Origin of the sequence: Mesorhizobium intechi, assembly GCF_002879535.1 — a bacterium.
GTDB lineage: Bacteria > Pseudomonadota > Alphaproteobacteria > Rhizobiales > Rhizobiaceae > Mesorhizobium > Mesorhizobium intechi.
On sequence record NZ_PNOT02000370.1, the window covers coordinates 1 to 23,078 of the forward strand.

At 63.5% G+C, this 23,078-nt stretch carries 23 protein-coding genes; 11 read left to right on the forward strand and 12 right to left on the reverse strand.

Going from position 1 to position 23,078, the window contains the following annotated elements:
- The first annotated feature begins 16 nt into the window (after nt 1–16).
- From C1D09_RS31245 to C1D09_RS31280, 8 genes are all read left to right on the forward strand, one after another.
- A complete protein-coding gene (locus tag C1D09_RS31245; protein WP_143977797.1) occupies nt 17–1,336 on the forward strand; it encodes an ABC transporter substrate-binding protein in 1,320 nt (439 codons plus the stop codon).
- A gap of 124 nt (nt 1,337–1,460) precedes the next feature.
- Entirely contained in the window at nt 1,461–2,357 is an 897-nt protein-coding gene (locus C1D09_RS31250; protein ID WP_143977798.1) for a carbohydrate ABC transporter permease, read from the forward strand.
- Complete coding sequence (locus tag C1D09_RS31255) at nt 2,357–3,223, forward strand: carbohydrate ABC transporter permease (protein WP_143977799.1); 867 nt, start codon at nt 2,357–2,359, stop codon at nt 3,221–3,223. The genes C1D09_RS31250 and C1D09_RS31255 overlap by 1 nt, the downstream gene beginning before the upstream one ends.
- 4 nt (nt 3,224–3,227) lie before the next feature.
- A complete protein-coding gene (locus tag C1D09_RS31260; RefSeq protein ID WP_143977800.1) occupies nt 3,228–4,325 on the forward strand; it encodes an ABC transporter ATP-binding protein in 1,098 nt (365 codons plus the stop codon).
- A gap of 3 nt (nt 4,326–4,328) precedes the next feature.
- Nucleotides 4,329–5,441, forward strand: coding sequence for a mandelate racemase/muconate lactonizing enzyme family protein (locus C1D09_RS31265; RefSeq protein WP_143977801.1), 1,113 nt, complete (start codon nt 4,329–4,331; stop codon nt 5,439–5,441).
- Nucleotides 5,442–5,450: 9 nt separating this feature from the next.
- Complete coding sequence (locus tag C1D09_RS31270) at nt 5,451–5,780, forward strand: L-rhamnose mutarotase (protein WP_143977802.1); 330 nt, start codon at nt 5,451–5,453, stop codon at nt 5,778–5,780.
- On the forward strand, nt 5,773–6,849 hold the full coding sequence (locus C1D09_RS31275; RefSeq protein WP_143977803.1) for a Gfo/Idh/MocA family protein: 1,077 nt from the start codon (nt 5,773–5,775) through the stop codon (nt 6,847–6,849). Before C1D09_RS31270 ends, C1D09_RS31275 begins: the two co-directional genes overlap by 8 nt.
- A complete protein-coding gene (locus tag C1D09_RS31280; RefSeq protein WP_143977804.1) occupies nt 6,849–7,301 on the forward strand; it encodes a MaoC/PaaZ C-terminal domain-containing protein in 453 nt (150 codons plus the stop codon). The genes C1D09_RS31275 and C1D09_RS31280 overlap by 1 nt, the downstream gene beginning before the upstream one ends.
- Before the next feature lie 73 nt (nt 7,302–7,374).
- On the opposite strand, the gene C1D09_RS31285 is transcribed toward C1D09_RS31280, so the two are convergent.
- The 12 genes from C1D09_RS31285 to ehuR all read right to left on the reverse strand — a co-directional run bounded on the left by C1D09_RS31285 (nt 7,375) and on the right by ehuR (nt 19,461).
- Nucleotides 7,375–8,055: a GntR family transcriptional regulator gene (locus C1D09_RS31285; RefSeq protein WP_246135947.1), complete on the reverse strand. Its 681-nt coding sequence runs from the start codon at nt 8,053–8,055 to the stop codon at nt 7,375–7,377.
- A 180-nt stretch (nt 8,056–8,235) separates the two neighbouring features.
- Nucleotides 8,236–9,357, reverse strand: a complete 1,122-nt coding sequence (locus tag C1D09_RS31290; protein ID WP_143977805.1) for an acyltransferase family protein — start codon at nt 9,355–9,357, stop codon at nt 8,236–8,238.
- A 217-nt stretch (nt 9,358–9,574) separates the two neighbouring features.
- Nucleotides 9,575–10,576: a N(2)-acetyl-L-2,4-diaminobutanoate deacetylase DoeB gene (doeB, locus tag C1D09_RS31295; RefSeq protein ID WP_143977806.1), complete on the reverse strand. Its 1,002-nt coding sequence runs from the start codon at nt 10,574–10,576 to the stop codon at nt 9,575–9,577.
- Nucleotides 10,577–10,581: 5 nt separating this feature from the next.
- A complete protein-coding gene (doeA, locus tag C1D09_RS31300; protein WP_143977807.1) occupies nt 10,582–11,760 on the reverse strand; it encodes an ectoine hydrolase DoeA in 1,179 nt (392 codons plus the stop codon).
- Nucleotides 11,761–11,895: 135 nt separating this feature from the next.
- The gene (locus C1D09_RS31305) at nt 11,896–12,888 is read right to left on the reverse strand and encodes a cyclodeaminase (RefSeq protein WP_143977808.1); all 993 of its coding nucleotides are present in this window, start codon (nt 12,886–12,888) and stop codon (nt 11,896–11,898) included.
- Nucleotides 12,885–13,871 carry a hydroxyectoine utilization dehydratase EutB gene (gene eutB, locus C1D09_RS31310; RefSeq protein ID WP_208760455.1) on the reverse strand — a complete coding sequence of 329 codons (987 nt, stop codon included), beginning with the start codon at nt 13,869–13,871 and terminating at the stop codon, nt 12,885–12,887. The genes C1D09_RS31305 and eutB overlap by 4 nt, the downstream gene beginning before the upstream one ends.
- Before the next feature lie 5 nt (nt 13,872–13,876).
- Nucleotides 13,877–14,656 (reverse strand): ectoine utilization protein EutA, encoded by a 780-nt coding sequence (gene eutA / locus C1D09_RS31315; protein WP_143977810.1) that lies wholly within the window; start codon nt 14,654–14,656, stop codon nt 13,877–13,879.
- Between the two features lie 3 nt (nt 14,657–14,659).
- On the reverse strand, nt 14,660–15,319 hold the full coding sequence (ehuD, locus tag C1D09_RS31320) for an ectoine/hydroxyectoine ABC transporter permease subunit EhuD (protein ID WP_143977811.1): 660 nt from the start codon (nt 15,317–15,319) through the stop codon (nt 14,660–14,662).
- On the reverse strand, nt 15,319–15,978 hold the full coding sequence (ehuC, locus tag C1D09_RS31325; protein WP_143977812.1) for an ectoine/hydroxyectoine ABC transporter permease subunit EhuC: 660 nt from the start codon (nt 15,976–15,978) through the stop codon (nt 15,319–15,321). The genes ehuD and ehuC overlap by 1 nt, the downstream gene beginning before the upstream one ends.
- A 197-nt stretch (nt 15,979–16,175) precedes the next feature.
- Complete coding sequence (ehuB, locus tag C1D09_RS31330) at nt 16,176–17,027, reverse strand: ectoine/hydroxyectoine ABC transporter substrate-binding protein EhuB (RefSeq protein ID WP_143977813.1); 852 nt, start codon at nt 17,025–17,027, stop codon at nt 16,176–16,178.
- An 81-nt stretch (nt 17,028–17,108) separates the two neighbouring features.
- Nucleotides 17,109–17,894: an ectoine/hydroxyectoine ABC transporter ATP-binding protein EhuA gene (gene ehuA / locus C1D09_RS31335; protein WP_167514829.1), complete on the reverse strand. Its 786-nt coding sequence runs from the start codon at nt 17,892–17,894 to the stop codon at nt 17,109–17,111.
- A 181-nt stretch (nt 17,895–18,075) separates the two neighbouring features.
- Entirely contained in the window at nt 18,076–19,461 is a 1,386-nt protein-coding gene (ehuR, locus tag C1D09_RS31340) for a MocR-like ectoine utilization transcription factor EhuR (RefSeq protein ID WP_143977815.1), read from the reverse strand.
- A gap of 83 nt (nt 19,462–19,544) precedes the next feature.
- Here ehuR and C1D09_RS31345 point away from each other — a divergent pair, with 83 nt between their 5' ends.
- The 3 genes from C1D09_RS31345 to C1D09_RS31355 all read left to right on the forward strand — a co-directional run bounded on the left by C1D09_RS31345 (nt 19,545) and on the right by C1D09_RS31355 (nt 23,071).
- Nucleotides 19,545–20,036, forward strand: a complete 492-nt coding sequence (locus C1D09_RS31345; RefSeq protein WP_143977816.1) for an Lrp/AsnC family transcriptional regulator — start codon at nt 19,545–19,547, stop codon at nt 20,034–20,036.
- A gap of 131 nt (nt 20,037–20,167) precedes the next feature.
- Complete coding sequence (locus tag C1D09_RS31350; protein WP_143977817.1) at nt 20,168–21,661, forward strand: NAD-dependent succinate-semialdehyde dehydrogenase; 1,494 nt, start codon at nt 20,168–20,170, stop codon at nt 21,659–21,661.
- 30 nt (nt 21,662–21,691) lie between these two features.
- Complete coding sequence (locus C1D09_RS31355; protein WP_143977818.1) at nt 21,692–23,071, forward strand: aspartate aminotransferase family protein; 1,380 nt, start codon at nt 21,692–21,694, stop codon at nt 23,069–23,071.
- Nucleotides 23,072–23,078: the final 7 nt, after the last annotated feature.

The window sequence follows — 23,078 nt, forward strand, 5'->3', positions numbered from 1 at the left end:
CCCAGGGAGGAAACCAATGAACAGACTGCTTTCCGGCGTCTCCGCCGGCGCATTGGTGCTTGCATTCGGTGCAGGCACGGCCCTTGCCGGCGACCTGCCCGGCAAGTTCGAAGGCGTCACCGTCGACGTGAAACTGATCGGCGGCCAGCAATATGAAAAGCTTTATGAGCGCATTCCCGAATGGGAGAAGGCCACCGGCGCCAAGGTCAACATCCTGACGAAGAAGAATGGCTTCGACATCGACAAGGAGTTGAAGTCGGACATCGCCTCTGGCAGCACCAACTGGTGCGTCGGCTGGAACCATTCGTCCTTCGCGCCGCAATATACCGGCCTCTATACAGACCTCGGCAAATTGCTGCCCAAGGAAGAGATCGACGCCTTCGTGCCGTCGACGATCAAGGCGGCAACCATCGACGGCAAGCTCGAGATGCTGCCGCGCGCACAGTTCGACGTCTCGGCGCTCTACTACCAAAAGAGCCTCTACGAGAACGCCGACAACAAGGCCAAGTTCAAGGCCAAATACGGCTACGACCTGGTGCCGCCGGACAGCTGGAAGGAAGTCACCGACCAGGCCGAGTTCTTCGCCAACCCGCCCAATTTCTACGGCACGCAATTCGCCGGCAAGGAAGAGGCGATCAATGGCCGCTTCTACGAGATGGTGGTCGCCGAAGGTGGCGAGTATCTCGACAAGGACGGCAAGCCGGTCTTCAATTCGGAGGCCGGCATCCGGGCGCTCGACTGGTTCGTCAATCTCTACAAGGCCAAGGCCGTGCCGGCCGGGACGACCAACTATCTCTGGGACGATCTCGGCCAGGGCTTTGCCTCGGGGACCGTCGCCATCAATTTGGACTGGCCGGGCTGGGCCGGCTTCTTCAACGACCCGAAGTCGTCGAAGGTGGCGGGCAATGTCGGTGTGAAGGTCGCGCCGAAGGGTTCTTCCGGCAAGCGCACCGGCTGGTCCGGTTTCCACGGTTTCTCGGTGACCGAGAACTGCCCGAACAAGGAGGCCGCAGCCTCGCTGGTCTGGTGGCTGACCAATGAGGACAGCCAGAAGCTGGAAGCCGCCGCAGGCCCGCTGCCGACCCGCACCGCCGTGTGGGATTGGGACCTGAAGCAGGCCGAAAACGATCCCTACAAGAAGGAGGTCCTCTCCGCCTTCCAGGAAGAAGCCAAGCACGCCTTCGCCGTGCCGCAGACGCCTGAGTGGATCGAGATTTCGAACGCTGTCTATCCCGAACTGCAGGCGGCGATCCTGGGCGACAAGACCTCCAAGCAGGCATTGGACGAAGCGGTCGCCAAGGCGACGCAGATCCTGCAGGATGCCGGCAAGCTCTAGAACATTCCCAAGGCTACCTCCCCCATGATGAATGGGGGAGGCGATCGCGGCTCGTCGGAGGCCCCGCGATGCACGCCGCCTTCCGGCGCCTCGCCCACGCAACGCAAAACCTCACAGGATCCTGATGAAGGGCTTCAAGCCATCGGCGCCATTCCTGCTGCTGCTTCCAGCCTTCATCGTGCTGGCGGCGGTCGTCGTCGTTCCGCTGCTTCTGTCGCTCTATTCCAGCTTCACACCGTTCCGCCTGACCAAGCCCGAAACGTTCTTCGTCTTCGTCGGCTTCAGGAACTATCTCTCGATCCTGGCCAACTCCGATTTCTGGTGGGCGTTCGGGCGCACGGTGCTGCTGCTGACCATCGCGCTCAATCTCGAAATGCTGCTGGGCCTCGGCCTTGCCATGCTGGTCGAAAAGGCAACACGCGGCCAGCGCATCCTGCGCACGCTGATGATGTTTCCGATGATGTTTTCGCCGATCCTCGTCGGATTCCAGTTCAAGTTCATGTTCAACGACAATATCGGCCTGGTGAACAACGCCCTGCAGTCACTCGGCATCGCGCAGGACGCCATTGCGTGGCTGATCGAGGGCCATCTCGCCTTCATCGCCATCTCGGTCGCCGAGATATGGTCGTCGACCGCGATCTTCGCCATCCTGATCCTCGCCGGCCTGCTCGCGATGCCCAAGGAGCCGATCGAAGCCGCGCGCGTCGATGGCTGCACGCCCTGGCAGACCTTCCGCTATGTGACGTGGCCGTTCATCATGCCCTTCGCCTATATCGCCATGACCATCCGTTCGCTCGACGTCGCGCGCGCCTATGACATCGTCAAGATCATGACCGATGGCGGACCGGCGGGCCGCACCGAGCTGTTGTGGACGCTGGTGGCGCGCACCGCCTACAGCGACGGCCGGATGGGGATGGCCAACGCCATGGCCTATTTCTCGATCCTGCTGTCGATCGCCTTCACCGTATATTTCTTCAACAAGCTCGCCGCGGCGCGCACGCAGATCGGTGCGGAGTGGTGATGGACGAGAATTCTTCCGCCCGCCTGAAGCGCCAGCTGTTGGGCATCGTCCATCGCATCGGCCTGTTCCTGGCGATGCTGACGATCTGCCTGCCCGGCCTGTGGATCGTGCTGTCATCGCTGCGGCCGACCGTCGAGATTATGGCCAAGCCGCCGGTGTGGATCCCGCAGGAGATCTCGTTCGACGCTTACATCGCGATGTTCTCAGGCATCGGCAAAGGCGGCATCCCGGTCATCGAATATTTCCGCAACTCGCTGATCATCTCGGTGACGTCGACGATCATTGCGGTGGCCATCGGCATGGCCGGCGGCTATGCCTTCGCGCGCTATCGCTTCCGCGGCAAATCGAGCGTCTTTCTCGGCCTGATGCTGACGCGCACGGTGCCAGGCATCGCGCTGTCGCTGCCTTTGTTCTTCCTCTATGTGCGGCTCGGCATCATCGACACGCATTTCGGGTTGATCATCGCCTATGTCGCGCTCAACGTGCCGTTCACCATCTGGCTGATCGACGGCTTCTTCCGCCAGGTGCCGAAAGACCTCGCGGAGGCGGCACAAATCGATGGCTGCACGCGCTGGCAGGCCTTCTGGCAGGTCGAATTCCCGCTTGCCGGACCGGGCATCGCATCCGCCGCCATCTTTGCCTTCCTCACCTGCTGGAACGAGTTCGCGCTGGCTTCGCAGCTGACCCGCTCGGTCAGCGCCAAGACGCTGCCGGTCGGCCTGCTCGACTACACGGCCGAGTTCACCATCGACTGGCGCGGCATGTGCGCCCTGGCCGTGGTGATGATCATTCCCGCACTCACCCTCACCTACATCGTCCAGAAACACCTTGTCGGCGGCCTGACCTCCGGCGCGGTGAAAGGCTGATCCCATGGCAACCGTTTCCCTCAAAAAGCTGACCAAGCGCTACGGCAATATCGGGATCGTGCATGGCATCGATCTCGACATCGCCGACCGCGAGTTCATCGCCCTTGTCGGCCCGTCGGGCTGCGGCAAGTCGACGACTTTGCGCATGATCGCCGGACTGGAGGAAATCAGCGCCGGCTCGATCGAGATCGGCGGGCGTGTCGTCAACGATCTGCCGCCGCGCTCGCGCAACATCTCGATGGTGTTCCAGTCCTATGCGCTCTATCCGCATATGACGGTGCGCGAGAATCTCGGCTTCTCGCTGAAGATCGCCGGCGCGGCCAAGGAGGACATGGACCGCCGCGTCGCCGAAGCCTCGGCCATCCTCGGCCTCGACACGTTGCTCGACCGCCGCCCGTCGCAACTGTCGGGCGGCCAGCGCCAGCGCGTCGCCATGGGCCGCGCCATCGTGCGCCACCCTGACGTGTTTCTCTTCGACGAACCGCTTTCCAATCTCGACGCCAAGCTCAGGACGCAGATGCGCACCGAGATCAAGAAGCTCCATGCCAAGGTGCAGTCGACGGTGATCTACGTCACCCATGACCAGGTCGAGGCGATGACGCTGGCCGACCGCATCGTCATCATGCGCGAGGGCCATATCGAACAGGTCGGCACGCCCGACGAGGTCTTCCGCCGCCCGGCGACACGCTTCGTCGCCGGCTTCATCGGTTCGCCGCCAATGAATTTGCACGAGGCGACTGTCGACGACGGCCAGCTGGTTTTCGCCAGCGGCGAAAAGCTGCCGCTACCCGCCCAATTCAAGGCCAATGTCGCGACCGGCGACAAGGTCGTGTTCGGTCTGCGGCCTGACGACATCTATCCGACCGGCCACGGCATCAGCTCCGGCGGCGCGGCCGACGTGCATCAGATCGAGCTGCCGATCACCGTCACCGAGCCGCTCGGCAACGAGACGCTGGTGTTCGTCGAGTTCAATGGCACGGACTGCGTTTCGCGCATGCTGAACCCGCGGCCGCTGCGTTCGGGCGAGCGGGTGGCGATGAGCCTCGACCTGTCGCAGGCGCATCTGTTTGCCGCCGGGACCGGAAAGACCTTGCGGAGCTGACCGATGGCTAGAATCGAGAAAGTCGACCTGCGGATGGTGGACCTTGTGCCCAAGGTCAAGCGCACGGATGCCATCCAGAGTTTCGTCAGCCAGGAAACACCTATCGTTACCATCACGGATTCCGACGGCGCGGTCGGCACCGGCTACAGCTACACGATCGGCACCGGCGGCTCCTCGGTAATGCGGCTCTTGTCCGACCATCTGGCGCCACGCCTGATCGGCCGAGACCCCGACATGATCGAGGCGATCTGGCACGATCTCGAATTCGCCACCCACGCGACCACCATCGGTGCGATCACCGCCATTGCTATCGCGGCGATCGATACGGCGCTCTGGGATCTCAGGGCGAAGAAGCAGAACCTGCCGTTGTGGAAACTGGCCGGCGGTGCCAAGGACCGCTGCCCGCTCTACACCACCGAGGGCGGCTGGCTGCACATCGAGGCGGCAGCACTTGTCGACGACGCGCTGGCTGCCAAGGCCAAGGGCTTCCGCGGCTCGAAAGTGAAGATCGGCAGGCCGCACGGGTCGGAGGATCTCGCCCGCCTGTCGGCGGTGCGCAAGGCGGTGGGCGACGGCTACGAGATCATGACCGACGCCAACCAGGGGTTTTCCGTCGACGAGGCGATCCGGCGCGCGGCGCGGCTGCGCGAACTCGATCTCGCCTGGATCGAGGAACCGCTGCCGGCCGACGATGTTGACGGCCATATCAGGTTGTCCAACTCGACGCCGACGCCGATCGCCATTGGCGAGTCGCTCTATTCGATGCGCCATTTCCGCGAATACATGCAGAAAGGTGCCTGCTCGATCGTGCAGGTCGATGTCGGCCGCATCGGCGGCATCACGCCATGGCTCAAGATTGCCCATGCGGCGGAGGCCTTCGACATTCCGGTCTGCCCGCATTTCCTGATGGAGCTGCATGTCAGCTTGACCTGCGCGGTTCAGAACGGCAGGTATGTCGAGTACATTCCGCAACTCGACCAGTTGACCGGCAAGCATATGCGCATCGAGGATGGGCATGCGCTGGCGCCCGACGAACCCGGCATCGGCATCGACTGGGACTGGGACGCGGTCAAGGCCATGAGCATCGCCGAATTCACCACGGCGATCACCAGATAGGAGTGGGATATGCAGCGAATGGGCATGGTGCTGGGGTTAAAGCCGGAAAAGGTCGAGGAGTATGTCCGCCTGCATGCCGCCGTCTGGCCCGACGTGCTGACCATGATCTCGGCCTGCAACATCAAGAATTACTCGATCTATCTGAAGCGGCCGGAGAACATGCTGTTCTCCTATTTCGAGTATCACGGCACCGACTATGCGGCCGACATGGCCAAGATGGCCGCCGATCCGAAAACGCAGGAATGGTGGGCGTTCTGCATACCATGCCAGGAGCCGCTCGCGACCCGCAAGGAGGGCGAATGGTGGGCCAGCATGGACGAGGTCTTTCACTATGACTGAGGGCGGTTTCGACCCTGCCTTACTCGTCCAGTCCTGGCCAAAACCCTCGAAGCCTCGCCCGATCGTCACTTTCGGTGCCGGATCGATTGTCGGCGACGCGCATTTTCCCGCCTATCGCAAAGCCGGCTTTCCAATGGCCGGCCTCTATGATCCGGACCAGGCCAAGGCGAAAACCCTGGCCGACAAATGGGGCGTGACGGCGTTCCGTTCGGTCGACGAAGCCGCATCCGTCCAGGGTGCGATCTTCGATCTGGCGACCCCGCCGGGACGGCACGCCGAGATCCTGAATGCCCTGCCCGAAGAGGCGGTCGCGTTGATCCAGAAGCCGATGGGCAACTATCTCGGCGAGGCCACCGAAATCCTCGAAATCTGCCGCGCCAAGAACCTCAAGGCGGCCGTGAACTTCCAGCTGCGCTTCGCGCCGATGATGCTGGCGCTCAAGGACGCCGTCGCCAAGGGCTGGCTCGGCGAAGTCGTCGACTTCGATGCCTGGCTGGCGCTGGCGACACCGTGGGAGTTGTGGGAGTTCCTGCTCAAGGCGCCGCGCGTCGAGATCGCCATGCACTCGATCCATTATCTCGACCTCATCCGGCAATTGCTCGGCGATCCCAAGGGCGTCCACGCCAAGACGCTCGGCCATCCCAACCACAAGGTGGCGCAGACGCGCACCAGCGCCATTCTCGACTATGGCGACACCGTGCGCTGTGCGCTGTCGATCAACCATGACCACAAGTTCGGCCGCCGGCACCAGGCATGCGAGTTTCGCATCTGCGGTACGGAGGGAGCGGCCTATCTCAAGCTAGGCCTGAACCTCGACTATCCCCGGGGCGAACCGGACATTCTGGAAATCCATCCGAAGGGCACAACGGACTGGACCGCGGTACCGCTTGCCGGCGAATGGTTCCCCGACGCCTTCGTCGGGCGCATGGCCAATGTGCAGCGCTTTGCGGCGGGAGAAGACGGCGAACTGGTCAGCTCGGTCGAGGACGCCTGGAGCACGATGGCGTTGGTTGAAGCCGCCTATAAATCGAGCGCGGCGCCAGCGACGCCGATCGCGGAAAGACCCTGATGGAACACATCCAGTATTTCGAAGACTATGAGATCGGCTCTTCGCGGCTGACCAGCGGCCGCACCATCACCGAGACGGACTTCGTCGTCCATGCCGGCCACACCGGCGATTTCTTTCCGCACCACATGGACGCCGAGTACATGAAGACGACGCCGTTCGGCCAGCGCATCGCGCATGGCACGCTGGTGTTCTCGGTCGGCATCGGGCTGACGGCAAGCATCGTCAACCCCGTCGCCTTCTCCTATGGCTACGACCGGCTGCGCTTCATCAAGCCGGTGTTCATCGGCGACACGATCCGCACGCGCACCACCATCACCGCCAAGGAGGACGATCCCAAGCGGGCGGGCTCGGGACGGGTGATCGAACGCTGCGAGGTGATCAATCAGCGCAGCGAAGTGGTGCTCGCCGCCGACCACATCTACATCGTCGAACGCAGGCCGGCGCAGAACTGAAAATCAGCGCGGTTCTTACGAACCGGTGGCGCGCGGCGATGCGGTTGAGCCTCGAGCAGCAGGACCATCCTGGCTATGACTTTCGCGACAGGCCGCCGCCCTCTATCGCATTGACGAGCGTGTCGCTTCCTTCGCGCAGATGCTGCCGCAGCATGCTCACGGCCTTCTTGACGTCGCGCCGGCGGCAGGCGGCCAGCAGGTCGCGATGTTGCGCCTGCGAGCGGGTGCAATGGTCGAGGTTGGACAAGAGGATGCGGACATAGCGATCGGCAGCGTTGTGATGCGCCTCGATCAGGCCGAGCAGACGCTGATTGCCGCAGGCAGCGTAGAGCGACAGGTGGAAGGTCCGGTTAAGGACACCCCAGCGGCCGACATTGCGCTCCGCGTCGATCTGGTCGAGCACCTGTTCTGTCTCATCGAGATTGCCGTCCAACAAAGCCGGAATGGAGAGGCGGAGCGCTTCGCATTCGAGCAATTCGCGCACCGCGTAGATTTCGCCGATCTCGGCTCCATCCATGCGTGCGACATGCGCACCCTTCGTCGGATGGATCGAGACAATGCCCTCCGCCTCCAATTGGCGAAGCGCGTCACGAATAGGCATCCGGCTGAAGCCGAACTGTTCAGCCAATTCGTCCTGGCGCAAAGCGGTGCCGGCCTTCAGCGTGCCGCTGGCAATAGCCTCGCGAAGCACGTTGGCGACCTGCTCCGCCACCGTCCGCGGCCTCTCGATCAGGCCTTCCGCAAATCCACGCAATCGATGCTCCCTGTGGCGCGGAACGAGGGTAACGGAAAACCCGTCAACAGGATACGAGTATCCTCGTGTACACGCTGCGGCACAGACCGCTGAAGACCAACCGGTGTGGATATCGACATGCCCGAGCCGATAGCCTCGGCCGGATATCTTTGCAGGGCGCAGCCCAGCAAGGATATCCGCTTATCCTGCCGTGACCTGCCGATCCTTGAACAGGACCGGATCAGCAACACGCGGCTCCGCATAGCGTACACGCAGGCGCAGAAATGGCGCCTCGATGCAGGTGTAGCTGAGATAGCCGATCGGGATCGTCGCCAGAAAGCACAGCAAGGACCAAAGGCAGGCAATGTAGAAATTGCTTATGCCCATGATGTTCGTGTTGATGAACGCCGCCAGCTGCATGACGAAGAACAGGTGCAGGAGATAGATCGAATAGCTGTAGGCCCCCGCCTTCTCCAGGATCTTGAACGGCAAGCCTGTTCGCTTCCTTGGAAAGCTGGTGTCGTAATAGGCGATCCCAAACGAATAGGCCGCCGCCTCCACCGTCGGCAGGATGACCCATATCCAATGCGGCGAGGGATAGCGCTCCAGCTGGTAAAATCCCCCGGCGGCGTCAAACCACCAGAAAAACCCCGAAAAGGCCAGCAGTACAGCCAGCGCCAGGAGGTGCCGGTCCTTCGCATAGGCTCGGAGATGGAAGGCAAGGATGCCGGCGAGGAACTGATCGGCACGGCCAATGATGGTCCAGGCCGCCGCCGACTGCACCTCGCCGAACTGCACGTAAAGCGCCCATCTCAGCAAAATGGCTGCAGCGATGAACAGCAAAGGGGCGAACAGGAAGCGTCTGGACGCCATCAGCAGGAACGGCAGCAGGATGTAGAAATGGGCCTCCACGGTTATCGACCAACCGCCGTTCGGGAGGGTGGGAAAGATCACCCCCTTCCCGACATCGGTGAAATAGTCGCCCAGGGCTTGGCCTGCCATGAATACGCGGCAAGCCTCGATGGCTATCACGGCCAGCAGGAGTGGAAGCAGCCTCAGCGCCCGGTTGGCGAAGAAGGGCAGATAGCTGACCTGTTTCCCATCAAGAAGCTTGGCGAACAGGTAGCCGGAGAGCGCCATGAACAATGAGACGCCGGTGAACCCCTCATCCAGCAGGCTGAAAAGGGGCACGGCAGGCACGAAATCATAGGGCACCGGCGCCTCGGGAGACTGATGGAGGAAATGCCAGGTGAAGACCAGGAAAGCCGCAAGGCCACGAACATGGTCCAGCGCCGGATAATGTTCTCCAGTCGAAGATCTCATGATTCAGACCAGGTGTCCGGGCGTTCAACGATCATCGCCATGTCGCGCGGTGCAATGCCCGCACCATGGCGGCAGAGCGAGGGTCCGCTCGCCAATGCCTAGTTTGTCCGCCTCTCGTTAATTTACACTTCCATCCGATGGAGAAAATTGATGTTCGGCGCCGCCAGCCGCAATCGCCGGAAACCCCGCGGGGTGTGCCGGAACGCAGCCGTGTCGATCAATCGATCTCCACGGCTACCACCGCCGCGCAGTCGCCAGCCTTGACCAAGCCGGGAAAATGCCGCGCCGCCAGCATGCCCGACATTTTTGCCCGAATCTCCTGCGGGGCAATGCCTGTGCGGCCAACCGAATGGATCCGTGCCAGCACCGCGCCCTCTTCGATGGGCTCGCCGAGATCGACCATGGTTTCGATCATGCCGTCCTCCTCGGCGAAGGAGAAGCAATCGCCCGACGGCATGTCCAGCCATCGAGTTCTGTCCTTCTCGACCGCACCATCCACTATGCCGGCATGGCGCAGCACGTTGAGAATGCCACGCCGCGCGATACGCACGGTTTTCGCATGCGAGGTGCCGCCACCGCCCAGTTCGGTGCTGACGAAGACCTTGCCCATCTCCTCGGCCGCAGTGTCATACATGCCGACCGAGTCGATTTCGATCATGCGCATCGAGAACGGAGCCGAGAATGCGGCCACCGCATCGAAGGCTTTCTGCTCCAGAGCCTTGTCGGGCAGAGTGTGGGCCGCGCAGAACGGCACGAAATCCAGCGTCTTTCCCCCGGAGTGGAAGTCGAAGACGATGTCGGCGCGAGGCAGCAATTCGCGCTGGAAATAGTCGGCAATCTTTTCCGTCACCGTACCGTCCGGCCGGCCGGGAAAGCTGCGGTTCATGTTGCCCTTGTCGATCGGTGAGGTCCGCGTGCCGGCGCGGAAGGCCGGATAGTTCATCGCCGGCACGATGATCACCGTGCCGCTGACGGTTTTCGGGTCGAGCGTGCGGGCGAGATCGTAGAGCGCCAACGGCCCTTCATACTCATCACCATGGTTGCCGCCGGACAGCAGCGCCGTCGGTCCCTTGCCGTTGCGGACGACGCAGATCGGGATCATCACCGAACCCCAGGCCGAGTCGTCGCGACTGTAGGGCAGGCGCAGGAAACCGTGCTGGATGCCGTCACGATCGAATTCCACGGTCGGCGCGATCGGGGACGGGCGGAGGCTGGGCATCGGGCTCAATTCTTCACCACCAGTTTGCGCGGAACATCGGCCAGGCACTCTACACCGGTTTCGGTGATCAGGATGGACTCAGTGATCTCCAGCCCCATCGTCTCCAGCCAGAGGCCGGTCATGAAGTGGAAGGTCATGCCGGGCTTGAGTTCGGTTCGGTCGCCGGGGCGCAGGCTCATGGTGCGTTCGCCCCAGTCCGGCGGGTAGGACAGGCCGATCGAGTAACCGGTGCGGTTGTCCTTGACGATGCCATACTTTTTCAGCACGGCGAAGAAGGCATTGGCTATGTCTTCGCAGGCGTTGCCGGGCTTGGCGGCGGCAAGACCCGCCTCCATGCCTTCCAGTGTCGCCTTCTCGGCATCGAGGAACTCCTGCGTCGGCTTGCCGAGGAAGACGGTGCGCGACAGCGGACAATGGTAACGGTTGTAACAGCCGGCGATCTCGAAGAAGGTGCCCTCGCCTCGCTTCATCGGCTGGTCGTCCCAGGTCAGATGCGGCGCCGAAGCGTCCACGCCGGACGGCAGCAGCGGCACGATCGCAGGATAGTCGCCGCCGATGCCGTCCACGCCGCGCGTGCCGGCATCATATATCTCGGCGACGAGATCGCATTTGCGCATGCCGATCTCGATCTTGTCGAAGATGCGCTGGTGCATGGCTTCGACGATGCGGGCGGCCTTGCGCATGTAGTCGATCTCGGTCGGGCTCTTCACGGCGCGCTGCCAGTTGACCAGGGCGGTGGCGTCGACGAAGCGGGCATTGGGCAGATGCTTCTGCAGCGAGGCGAAGGCGGCGGCGGAGAACCAGTAGTTGTCCATCTCGACACCGATGGTGAGCTTGCCCCAACCGCGATCGACAAGCACGCTCGACAAGAAATCCATCGGGTGGCGTTCGGTCGACTGCACATAGTGATCGGCGTAGCCGACGATGTTGTCCTGCGCGAGATAGGCGGTGCGCTTGGCACCATTGGCATCCTGGCCGCGGCCGTACCAGACGGGCTCGCCCGAGGGCGGCACGATGACCGCCTGGTGCACGTAGAAGGACCAGCCGTCATAACCCGTCAGCCAGGCCATGTTGGATGGATCGCTGACGATCAGGAGATCGACGCCCTTGGCCTCCATGGCTCGCCGCGTCTTGGCGAGGCGATCCGCAAATTCGCCGCGCGAGAATTTCAGATTCGGTTGCATTCTTTGGCTTCCTCGTTTGTTAGGCCCTGGGTCCCGTTTCAATTTCGGTGGATCCGGCTCCAGGAGTTTTTTGCTTGAGCATATTCTGATCGGAAAACCGGTTCGCATTTTTCCGGACCATGCTTGCGGCCAGCATCAGCTCTCGAAAATGGTTCCGGCATTGGCAGCCCGCGCGAGGTCGCGGGCGAGCGTGGCGATCGCCGTGTCCTGCACGCCGGTGCCGGTGAGGTCGGCGATGGTGATATCGCTGGCCGAGCGCCTTCCGTGTCGTTCGCCCGCTATGATCTGGCCGAGTTCGGTCACTTCTTCCTCGGCGGCCATCACCCCTGCCGCGATGGCATGATGCAGTTCCCCCAGACGCCGCGTCTGGCGCGCGCTGTCGGCGACATAGAGATCGGCCATGCGCAAGACGGCCGGCACGATCTCGTTCTTGTGTTCGGCGTCCGAACCCATGGCGGTAATGTGCTGGCCAGCGGCGATGAAGCCGGGCTTTATCAGCGGCTCGGTCGATGGCGTGGTGGTGACGATGATGTCGGCGCCGGCAACGGCATTTGCTGCATCAGGTTCGGCGCGCACGACAATGCCCAGTCTTTCGCGTAAGCGGGCAGCAGTGGCTTCGGCCCTGGCGGCGTCGCGCGCCCAGATGCGTGCCTCGGCGATCGGCCTGACAAGACGCAGTGCCTCCAATTGCAGGCCCGCCTGCAAACCGGCGCCGAAGATAGCTGCCACGGTGGAGTCTTCGCGCGACAGGTGCTTCGCCGCGACCGCGCCGGCAGCGGCCGTGCGGACATCGGTCAGGTAGCCATTGTCGATCAGCAGCGCCTCGACCACGCCGGTCCTTGCCGAAAGCAGCACCATCATGCCGCCACCGCTCGGCAGGCCGAGTTTTGGATTGTCGAAGAAGCCGGAGCTGATCTTCACGGCGAAGCCGTCGATACCGGGCACATAAGCGGACTTCACGTCGACCTCGCCGCGCTGCTCGGGAATGTCGAGCCGCAGGATCGGCGGCATCGCCACTGGCAGAGTGGCGAGCGCGCGAAAGGCGTTCTCGACGCAGGCGACCGCATCGAGATCGAGCGTCACGATCTTGCGCAGCTCGGCCTCGGTCAGAATCGTCATACGGCTCATGCGGCGCACCCCCCGATTGCCGCGTCGCAGACGATCCTGCGATGCGCGTTCATGTCGATGTTGCGGCCGGAGAGAAGTACGACCACCGGCCCTTTCGCCTTGACCTTGCCTGCTAGAAGCGCTGCGATGCCGACCGCGCCGGCACCCTCGACGATCTCGCGCTCCTGCGCATAGGCATGGCGGATGCCGGCGGCGATCTCGTCCTCGCTGAGCAGGACGACGTCGTCGAGCAGGTCGCGGCACATGGCGAAGGTCAGCCTATTGTCGAGGCCGACACCACCGCCAAGCGAATCCGCCAGCGTCGGCAGTTCCTCCACCAGGACAGGCCGGCCGGCATCGAGGCTCGCCTTCATCGCAGCACCCCGCGCCATCGAAACGCCGACGACTTTCGTGCCGGGGCTGACACCCTTGACGGCTGCGGCAACGCCAGAAGCCAAGCCGCCGCCGGAAAGCTGCACCAGCACGAGACCGGCGTCAGGAACCTGCTCGATCATCTCGAGCCCGAGCGTACCTTGCCCGGCGATGATGGCGGGGTGGTCGAAGGGCGGCAGCATCACCAGCCCCTCCTGCGCCACCATCCGTTCGACCTCCTGCTGGGCGTCGTCCTGGCTGTTGCCGACGATGCGGACCTCCGCGCCGAGCCGGCGGATTTCGTCCAGCTTGTTCTGGGGCACCAGCCGCGACATGCAGATCACCGTGCGCATGCCTTCAAGCTTCGCCGCATGTGCCAGCGCGCGACCATGGTTGCCGGTCGAGGCCGCGATGACACCGCGCGCCTTCTCTTCCGCGCCAAGGGAAGCGACGGCATTCGAGGCACCGCGCAGCTTGAAACTGCCGGTGGTCTGGCGATGCTCGAGCTTGAGATGCACGGGGACACCGAGACGCTCCGAAAGGATCGGGGAAAAAACGGTCGCCGTGCGCTCGACTTTGCCGGCGATGCGGTCGCGAGCGGCGCGGATATCGCCAAGGGAGACGGTCGCCATAGTCATCAATCGTGCGGCAGCGGCAGCGTCATCAGCCGCCCGAATTCGGGACGCGGCCTCTCGTCGCTACACAGCCGCAAGCAGTTCCAGGCGGTTGCCTGGTTGCTGGTCACCACAGGACGGCCGATTGCCTGTTCCATGCCGGTGACCGCAAGCACACCGCGCAGTGCCGTGCAGGACACAAACAGGGCGTCGGCCTGCGGGTGGGTCGCCTGGCGCGCGAGATCGACGAGGGCTGTCGGCTGGATGCGCGCCATCTCGCGATCGTCCTCGAAGCCGAGACAGGTGAAGCTGGCGATCTCGAAACCGCGCGCGGCGAAGTAGGTCGCCATCGGCCTAGAGGTTTCGACCGTGTAGGGGGTCAGAATGCTGATCCGGCGCACGCGGAGGGCATTGAGCCCGCGCATGCCGGCCATTGGCGGGGTGACCACGGGAACGCCGGGCTTGGCCGCCTGGATCGCCGCCTCAATCTCGGCATCGCCGATCACCACCGAGGCCGACGTACAGGAGTAGCAGATGGCGTCGAGCTTCTCGTCGGGCAGGATCAGGGCCGCGCCGGCCGTCAGCGCCGGCTGCATCTTGCGCAGATTTTCCGGCGTCGTCGGATTGGCATAGGGAATGCGCGCGACATAGACACCGATGCCTTCGCTCGCCACCATTCGGCGAAAGTCCGGCTCGCTGGTGTGATCGGTGGCCAGGATGATCAGGCCGACGCGCTTGTCGAGCGGACGCTCGTCGAGCGATGGCCGTTTCGGATAGATCTTGATCTCGGGCAAGGGTTTCATCTGCTATCTCTCGATCTTGCCGTAACGGCGTTCCAGCCAGCGCAGGAGCACGACCGAACAAAGACTGATGGCGAGGAAGAAGGCACCGACCAGCGTGATCGGCTCGATGTAGCGATAGTAAGTGTTGGCGACGCTTTTCGCCTGGTTCATCAGTTCCAGCACGGTGATCGCCGAGAGCAACGGGGTCTCCTTGAACATGGCGATGAAATAATTGGCCAGCGCCGGGATCATCGGCGGGATGGCCTGCGGGATGATGATATGCGTCCAGGTCTGCCGGGCGCTGAGATTGCAGGCCTTGGCGGCCTCCCACTGGCCACGCGGTACATTGTCGATGCCGGCGCGGTAGACCTCCGCCGTGTAGGTGCCGTAATGCAGTCCGAGCCCGATGACACCGGCGACCAGCGGCGGCAGCAGGATGCCGATGTCGGGCAGGACGTAGAAGATGAAATAGAGCTGCACCAGAAGCGGCGTGCCGCGGATGAATTCGGCCGCCCAGCCGACGATGCGCGACAGGGCCTTGTTGGGCGAGCGGCGCGCAAGCGCGATGCCCAGGCCGACGACCGCCGCCAGCACCGAGCCGAGCAGCGTGGCCAGGATGGTGATCTTCACCCCCTGGATCAGCGTCGGCATGATCTGCCATACGAAATTCCAGTCCCACTCCATCAGACGCGCACCCCGTCGAGGCCGCGCGCCATGCGGCGCTCCAACGAGCGCACGCCCCACGAAATGAGCAGCGCCAGGACGAAATAGATGACCAGGATGGTGGCGAACGGCACCATCGTGTTGCCGGTCTGGGCGCGCACCACCTGCGCCTGGAAGGTCAGGTCCGCGAGCGAGATCAGCGAGACCACGGAGGTGGCCTTGAGCAGTTCGATGGCGTTGTTGCCGAAGGTCGGCAGCATCACCAGAAAAGCCTGCGGCAGGATGACATGGCGCAGGCCTTGCCAGCGGCCGAGATTGAGCGCGATGCAGGCCTCATGCTGTTCACGGCCGATCGACTGCACGGCGCCACGCACCACTTCGGCGGCATAGGCCCCAACATTCAAGCCCAGGGCCAGTACGCCGGCCTGCAGCGGGGTCAGTTCGAGGCCGATCAAAGGCAGCACGAAATAGGCGAAGAACAGCTGCACGAAGATCGACGTGCCGCGGAAGAATTCGATATAGGCTGTGGCAAGCGCCCGCAAAACGAAGAAGCGCGACAGCCGTCCCATGCCGGCAAGAAAGGCCATGATCAGGGCAAGCACCGACCCCATCAGCGTCAGCTCGATGGTGACAAGCGCTCCCTGCAATATCAGGCCGAGATAGCCGGACCACTGGGTCATCTAGATTCCAACATTGGTGGTACTTGAGCCCTTCTCCCCGTTCTCACGGGAGAAGATGCCGATTTACCCTTCGTAGCTGCAGCGCAGCAGCTGCGTAGGACGGGCAGGCGGATGAGGGGCGGCGCCAGCAGAATTTGGCGCTGCCCCTCATCAGCCCCTTCTCCCCGTGGAACGGGGAGAAGGCAAAACAGTGCGAGCTACTTCGCCGCGCAGAGCTTGTCGCGCGTCGTCGACATGGCGGCGGCGGCCGAGAAACCATAGGGCTCGATGATCTTGGCGAACTCGCCCGACTTCTTCATCTTGACGAGTTCAACGTCGAACGCATCGCGCAGCGCCTCGTCGCCCTTCTTGAAGGCGGCGCCGTCGCAATAGACCGGGGCGCCCTGCACCGGGGCGATGACTTCGAGGTTCGGGTCGTTGGCCTTCTTCATCAGATCGTTGATCGACAGGACCGGCAGCGAATAGGCGTCGATGCGGCCGTCCTGCACCATCTTCAGCCCGCTCTGGCCGTCCGGGACGACGATGACGCGTTCGCGCGGCACGCCGGCGTTGAGCGCCAGCTTCTCCTCGGTGCCGCCACCGGGCGCGCCGATCGTGGCCGATGTGTCCTTGGCGACGTCCTCGTAGCTCTTGAAGCCTTTCGGATTGCCCTTCTTCACCAGCATCGCCTCGGCGTCGCACAGCACCGGCTCGGAATAGGCAACCGCCGCACAGCGTTCAGGCTTCATGAACAGGCCGGCGGTGACGACGTCGAAGCGGCCGGCCTGCAGGCCGGGGATCATGGCGCCATATTCAGAGATCGAGGCGACGATGTCGGCAACGCCAAGCCGCTTGAAGATCTCGCGCGCCACGTCCGGCGCCGCGCCCGAGACCTTGCCGTCCGCGGCGACCGCCGTATAGGGCGGCTCGTTGGCGATGGCGACACGGGCGAAGCCCTGTCCCTTCAACTGTTCGAGCTTGCTGTCGTCGGCCGAGCCCGGGATCGAGGCGGCCAGCACCGTCGTCAGCGCAAGGCCGGCGACGCCGGCCAGAATACCAAGTTTCTTCATTGTTCCCAACTCCTTGTTTCTTGTCCTGGTTTGACTTCCGGTCTTGGTTTGTCCGGGGCGATCCTCCACCCCGCAAAGCGGTCAGACGCGATGTCCGGCCGCGATGATCTTCTTCAGGAAGCCTTGCGTGCGCTCCTGCTTGGGATGGCGGAAAATCTCGTCGGGCTTGCCCTCCTCGACGATCTTGCCGCGATCGAAGAACAGCACCCGGTCGGCAAAATCGTGGGCAAAACCCATCTCGTGGGTGACCAGCAGCATGGTCATGTCGGTCTCGGCGCAAAGCCGCCACAGAACGTTGAGCACCTCTTCGACCAGTTCCGGATCGAGCGCCGACGTCACCTCGTCAAACAGCATGATCTTCGGCTGCAAAGCTAGCGCCCTGGCGATCGCCACGCGCTGCTTCTGGCCGCCCGACAGTTGCGCCGGCATGGCCTTTGCCTTGTCGGCCATGCCGACCATGTCGAGCAGTTCCATCGCCCGCTTCTCGGCGGCGGGGCGCGGCATGCCCTTGGTCAGCATCGGCGCCAGCGTCACATTGTCGATGACGCTCTTGTGCGGAAACAGGTTGAAGAGCTGGAAAACCATGCCGATCTTCTGGCGCATCCGCGCCAGATGCCGCTCGTCCGCCGGCACCAGCTGGCCGTTGCGTTCCATGTGGTAAAGTTGCTCGCCGTCGATCTGGATGTAGCCGCCATCGATGCGCTCCAGCGTCATCAGGATGCGCAGGATCGTGGTCTTGCCCGATCCGGAGGGGCCGATGAGCGCCAGCTTCTCGCGCGGCATGACCTGCATCGACAGGCCGTCCAGCACCTTGAAGGCGCCGAAGCTCTTCGAAATGGCATCGACCTTGATGATGGGTGCGGACAAATGAATTTCCCCGTGTTGGAGAAGCCTGTGCCCTTAACGATGCGGAACGTGCCAAATCATGTCAATCGGGAAAATAATATCATGACAATTATTCTGATTGCGCACATTTTCCGGTCAATCGCGGCCGGGTTTTTGGGCATGCCGTCGTCCCGAAACCGCTTCGCACATTCGGGCGACATGCTCAGATAGCGAGCAGCAGATGCTCCGGATCGCCAAGCAGCAGCTTGGTGACAACGCCGAGACCGGCGCGCAGTTCCCCTTCGGTGGTCGAGCCCAGCGAGATGCGCACCGCCGGACGCCAGGGAGCGTCGGAAATGCGAAAGGACCCGCCCGGCGCGATCGCCACGCCCTGCAGCCGGGCCTGGGCGACAAAGCCCTCCTCGGCACGGTCGTCGGGCAGTTGCAGCCAGATATGCAGCCCGTCGCGCCGGGCGCGATAGTCGATTCCGGCAAGCACCTCGGCGGCGATGTCCTGCCGCCGCCGCAACGCGGCGCGCTGCCAGCGGACGAGCTCCATCGCCGTGCCGTCGGTCACCCATTTGGTGGCGATCTCGGCCACCAGCGGCGTTGCCATCCAGTTCGACACCAGGTGGCGGTTGGCGACGGCGGCGACATAGCGGTCCGGTGCGGCGAGGTAGCCGATGCGCAGACCGGGCACGGTGATCTTGGTGAAGGAGGTGACGTAAAGCGTGCGCTCCGGGGCAAAGGCGGCAACCGGCGGCGGCCGATCCTCGACCAGCGGGCCCAGCACATCGTTCTCGATGATGGCGATGTCGTGCTTGCGCGCTACCGCCGCGATTTCCTCGCGCCGCCGCTCGTCCATAAGGGTAGCCGTGGGGTTGATCACCGAGGGCTGCACGAACACCGCGCGGATGTCGGAAAGACGGCAGGCCTCATCCAGCGCCTCCGGGATCAGGCCGTTACCATCGATCGGCAGGCCTTGGAGGTTGAAACCGAGGTAGCGCGCCAGTGGCACCAGCGTGTGGTGGCCGATCGCCTCGGTGGCAACGGTCGAGCCAGGCGGCGCCACGCTCATCAGCGCCACCGTCATGCCGGCGGTGGCGCCATTGGTCAGGCTGATGTTCTGGGCGGAAATGTCGAGTCCGCACAATTTCAACCATTCGACCGCCAGAGCACGATGGCGCGGAAACACCATGTTGGGCCGGAAGGACAGCGCCGAACTCGACGGCAGGTTTTCGGCGAGCCAGCCCAGCGCCTGCCTCAACCGCTCCAGATGCATGGGCTCGCAGACCGGTTTCAGGATGGAGAGATCGATGACCTCGCCGAGACGCTCGGGCAGATAGGGCGGCTCCGGCTCGCGGCGTTGCGTCTGGACGAAGCTGCCGCGGCCGATCTCGCCCGAGATCAGGCCGCGCCGGATCAACTCCTCATAGGCGCGGCTGACGGTCTGCACCGACAGCTTGAGATCGTCGGCCAGCCGTCGATGTGTCGGCAGCCGCGCGCCATTGGCAAGACGCCCGTCATGGATGGCGCGCGCGAACTGGTCGGCAAGCGATTGATAGGCTGGCCGCCTTATGAGCGCGGGATCGGGTCGCCACAATGTCATGACTTATTAGAGATCGAAATCAGTGCAATTGACAATCGAAATAATGCGCCATCATGGTACTGTGGACGAAAAAGTGGGCGCTGATGACTGCTGCGAAACTCGACGCGATCGACCTCAAAATCCTCGACGCCATCCAGCGCGACGGGCGCATCACCAAGCTGGCGCTGGCCGAGCAGGTGGGCCTGTCGCCCACCCCATGCTGGATGCGGCTGCGCAAGCTGGAGAAGGTCGGCATCGTCTCGGGCTATCACGCAAGGATCGCCATGCGCGTCGTGGCGCCGGTGGCAACCGTGCTGATGGAGGTGACGTTAGCCAGCCACCGCCAGGCCGATTTCGACCGCTTCGAGCGTGTCATCCGCGATATCCCCGAGATCGTCGCCTGCTGGTCGGTGGGCGGCGGTGTCGACTATGTGCTGAAGGTAATGGCTCGCGACATCGACGCATACCAGCGGCTGGTCGACGGCTTGCTTGCCCGCGAGATCGGCATCGACCGCTACTTCACCTACATCGTCACCAAATCGGTGAAGGAAGAGATCGCACTTCCCATCGCCGCGTTGCTGCCGGTGTCGCCGTAGTGCGGGAGAGATCGTCTGCGGAGGCGGCACGACAGAGAGAATCTCTCTACTTCAGGACACCCAAACAGCCACACCTGTCTGCCCACAACGGGTAGTCTCCCAGGGTCAGACCGAACCGGGAGGCTTCGACCATGTCCGCGCATTTCGCCCGCTCGCATCGCCATGAGGCGCTCGACCGCCTCGCCGACCGCCGCCTGCTGCGCGAACTCGCCTATGTCGACGGCCACTGGACGGCCAGCGAGGCCGCCGAAAGCTTTGAGGTCACCGATCCGGCGACAGGAAGCACGCTCGCCTTCGTCACGGCGCTGGATGCACGGCAAACGACAAAAGCAATCGATGCCGCCGCGCGCGCTTTTCCGGCCTGGCGGTCGCTGCTGCCGCAGGAGCGGTCAAGAATCCTGCGAACATGGTTCGAGCTGATCATCGCCGCGAAAGACGACCTCGCGCTGCTGATGACCCTGGAACAGGGCAAGCCCTTGCAGGAATCGCGCGGCGAGATCGACTATGCCGCCTCTTTCGTCGAGTGGTATGGGGAGGAAGCAAGACGCCTCAACGCGGAGAGCGTCACCAGCCATCTGGCGAATGCGGAAATGATGGTGCGGCGCGAGCCGCTCGGTGTCGTCGGCATCGTCACGCCGTGGAACTTCCCCTCGGCCATGCTGACCCGCAAGGCGGCCGCAGCCCTGGCCGCCGGCTGCACCATTGTCGCGCATCCGTCCTCGGAAACGCCGCTGTCGGCGCTGGCACTGGCCGAGCTTGGCGAGCGCGCCGGACTGCCGGCCGGCGTCTTCAACATCGTCACCGGCAAGGCCGCGACGATCGTCGGGCGCATGTGCCAGGACCCACGCGTCCGCGCCATAAGTTTTACAGGCTCGACCGAGATCGGCAGGCTGATCGCCGCGCAGAGTGCGCCAACGATGAAGCGGCTGGTGATGGAGCTTGGCGGCCACGCTCCGCTGATCGTGTTTGCCGATGCGGATCTCGACAAAGCGGTACGCATCGCCATCGACGCCAAATTCGCCACATCTGGCCAGGATTGCCTCGCCGCAAACCGCATCTACGTCCAGCGGCCGATCTACGACAGCTTCTGCGCCGCCTTCGCCAAGCGCATCGAGGCGCTGCGGACCGGCAACGGCCTTGACGACACGACTGACATCGGGCCGCTGATGCATGAGCGCGCCGTCCAGAAAGTCGAGGAGCAGGTCGCCGACGCCATCGCCCATGGTGCACGTTGCCTTGCCGGCGGCAAGCGACATCAGGCCGGGCCGCTGTTCTACCAGCCGACGCTGCTGGCCGACATTTCCGACGCGGCGCTGATCATGCGCGAGGAGACCTTTGGACCGGTCGCCGCGGTGACGCCGTTCGACGACGAGGGCGAGGTGATCGAGCGCGCCAATGCCACCGAATACGGCCTGGTGGCCTATGTCGTAACCGAGAACGGCGCGCGCCAGCAACGCATGGGCCGCGCGCTCGACTACGGCATGGTCGCCATCAACCGGGTGAAGATCACCGGCGCGCCAATCCCGTTCGGCGGCGTCAAGCAATCCGGCATCGGTCGTGAAGGCTCGCGCCACGGGCTCGAAGCATTCACCGATCTCAAGTATCTCTGCCTGGACGTCGCCTAGTCCGTCCGGCCATATCTCAAGGAGTAAAAAATGCTCGACCAGTCAAACGAACTCGCCGCGTGGGATCGCGACCACTTCTTCCATCCCTCGACGCATATGGGCACCCACGCGCGAGGTGAAACGCCGACCCGCATCATGGCCGGCGGTGAAGGCGTCACCGTCTGGGACAACAATGGCAGGAAGAGCATCGATGCCTTTGCCGGCCTCTATTGCGTCAATGTCGGCTATGGCCGCCAGAAGATCGCTGATGCCATAGCCACCCAGGCCAAGAACCTCGCCTACTATCATGCCTATGTCGGCCATGGCACCGAGGCCTCGATCACGTTGGCAAAGATGATCATCGACCGCGCACCGAAGGGCATGTCGAGGGTTTATTTCGGCCTCTCCGGCTCGGACGCCAACGAAACCAACATCAAGCTCATCTGGTACTACAACAATGTGCTCGGGCGACCCGAGAAGAAGAAGATCATCTCGCGCTGGCGCGGCTATCACGGCTCGGGCGTGATGACCGGATCGCTGACCGGGCTCGATCTGTTCCACAACGCCTTCGACCTTCCGCGCGCGCCGGTGTTGCACACCGAAGCGCCCTATTATTTCCGCCGCGCTGACCGCTCGATGAGCGAAGAGCAGTTCTCGCAGCACTGCGCCGACAAGCTCGAGGAGATGATCCTGGCGGAAGGTCCCGAAACCGTCGCCGCCTTTATCGGCGAGCCGATCCTCGGCACCGGCGGCATCGTGCCACCGCCCGCCGGCTATTGGGAGAAGATCCAGGCGGTGCTGAACAAGTACGATGTGCTGCTGGTCGCCGACGAAGTGGTTACCGGCTTTGGCCGGCTGGGCACCATGTTCGGCTCCGACCATTACGGCATCAAGCCGGATCTGATCACCATCGCCAAGGGTCTGACCTCGGCCTACGCGCCGCTGTCGGGCGTCATTGTCGCCGACAGAGTGTGGAAGGTTCTGGTCGACGGATCCGACAAGCTCGGCTCGCTCGGCCATGGCTGGACCTATTCGGCGCATCCGATCTGCGTTGCCGCCGGTGTCGCCAATCTCGAACTGATCGACGAGATGGATCTGGTGACGAATGCCGGCGAGACCGGCGCCTATTTGCGAGCCGAGCTCGCCAAGGCCGTCGGCGGCCACAGACACGTCGGCGACGTGCGGGGCGACGGCATGCTGGCGGCGGTCGAGTTCGTCGCCGACAAGGACGACCGGGTGTTCTTCGACGCATCGCAGAAGATCGGGCCGCAAGTGGCGGCGGCGCTGGCCGCCAGCGGCGTTATCGGCCGCGCCATGCCGCAGGGCGACATTCTGGGCTTCGCGCCGCCGCTCTGCCTGACACGCGAGGAGGCCGACATCGTCGTCTCGAAGACGGCGGATGCGGTGAAAAGCGTGTTCGCCAATCTCTGAGATCGAT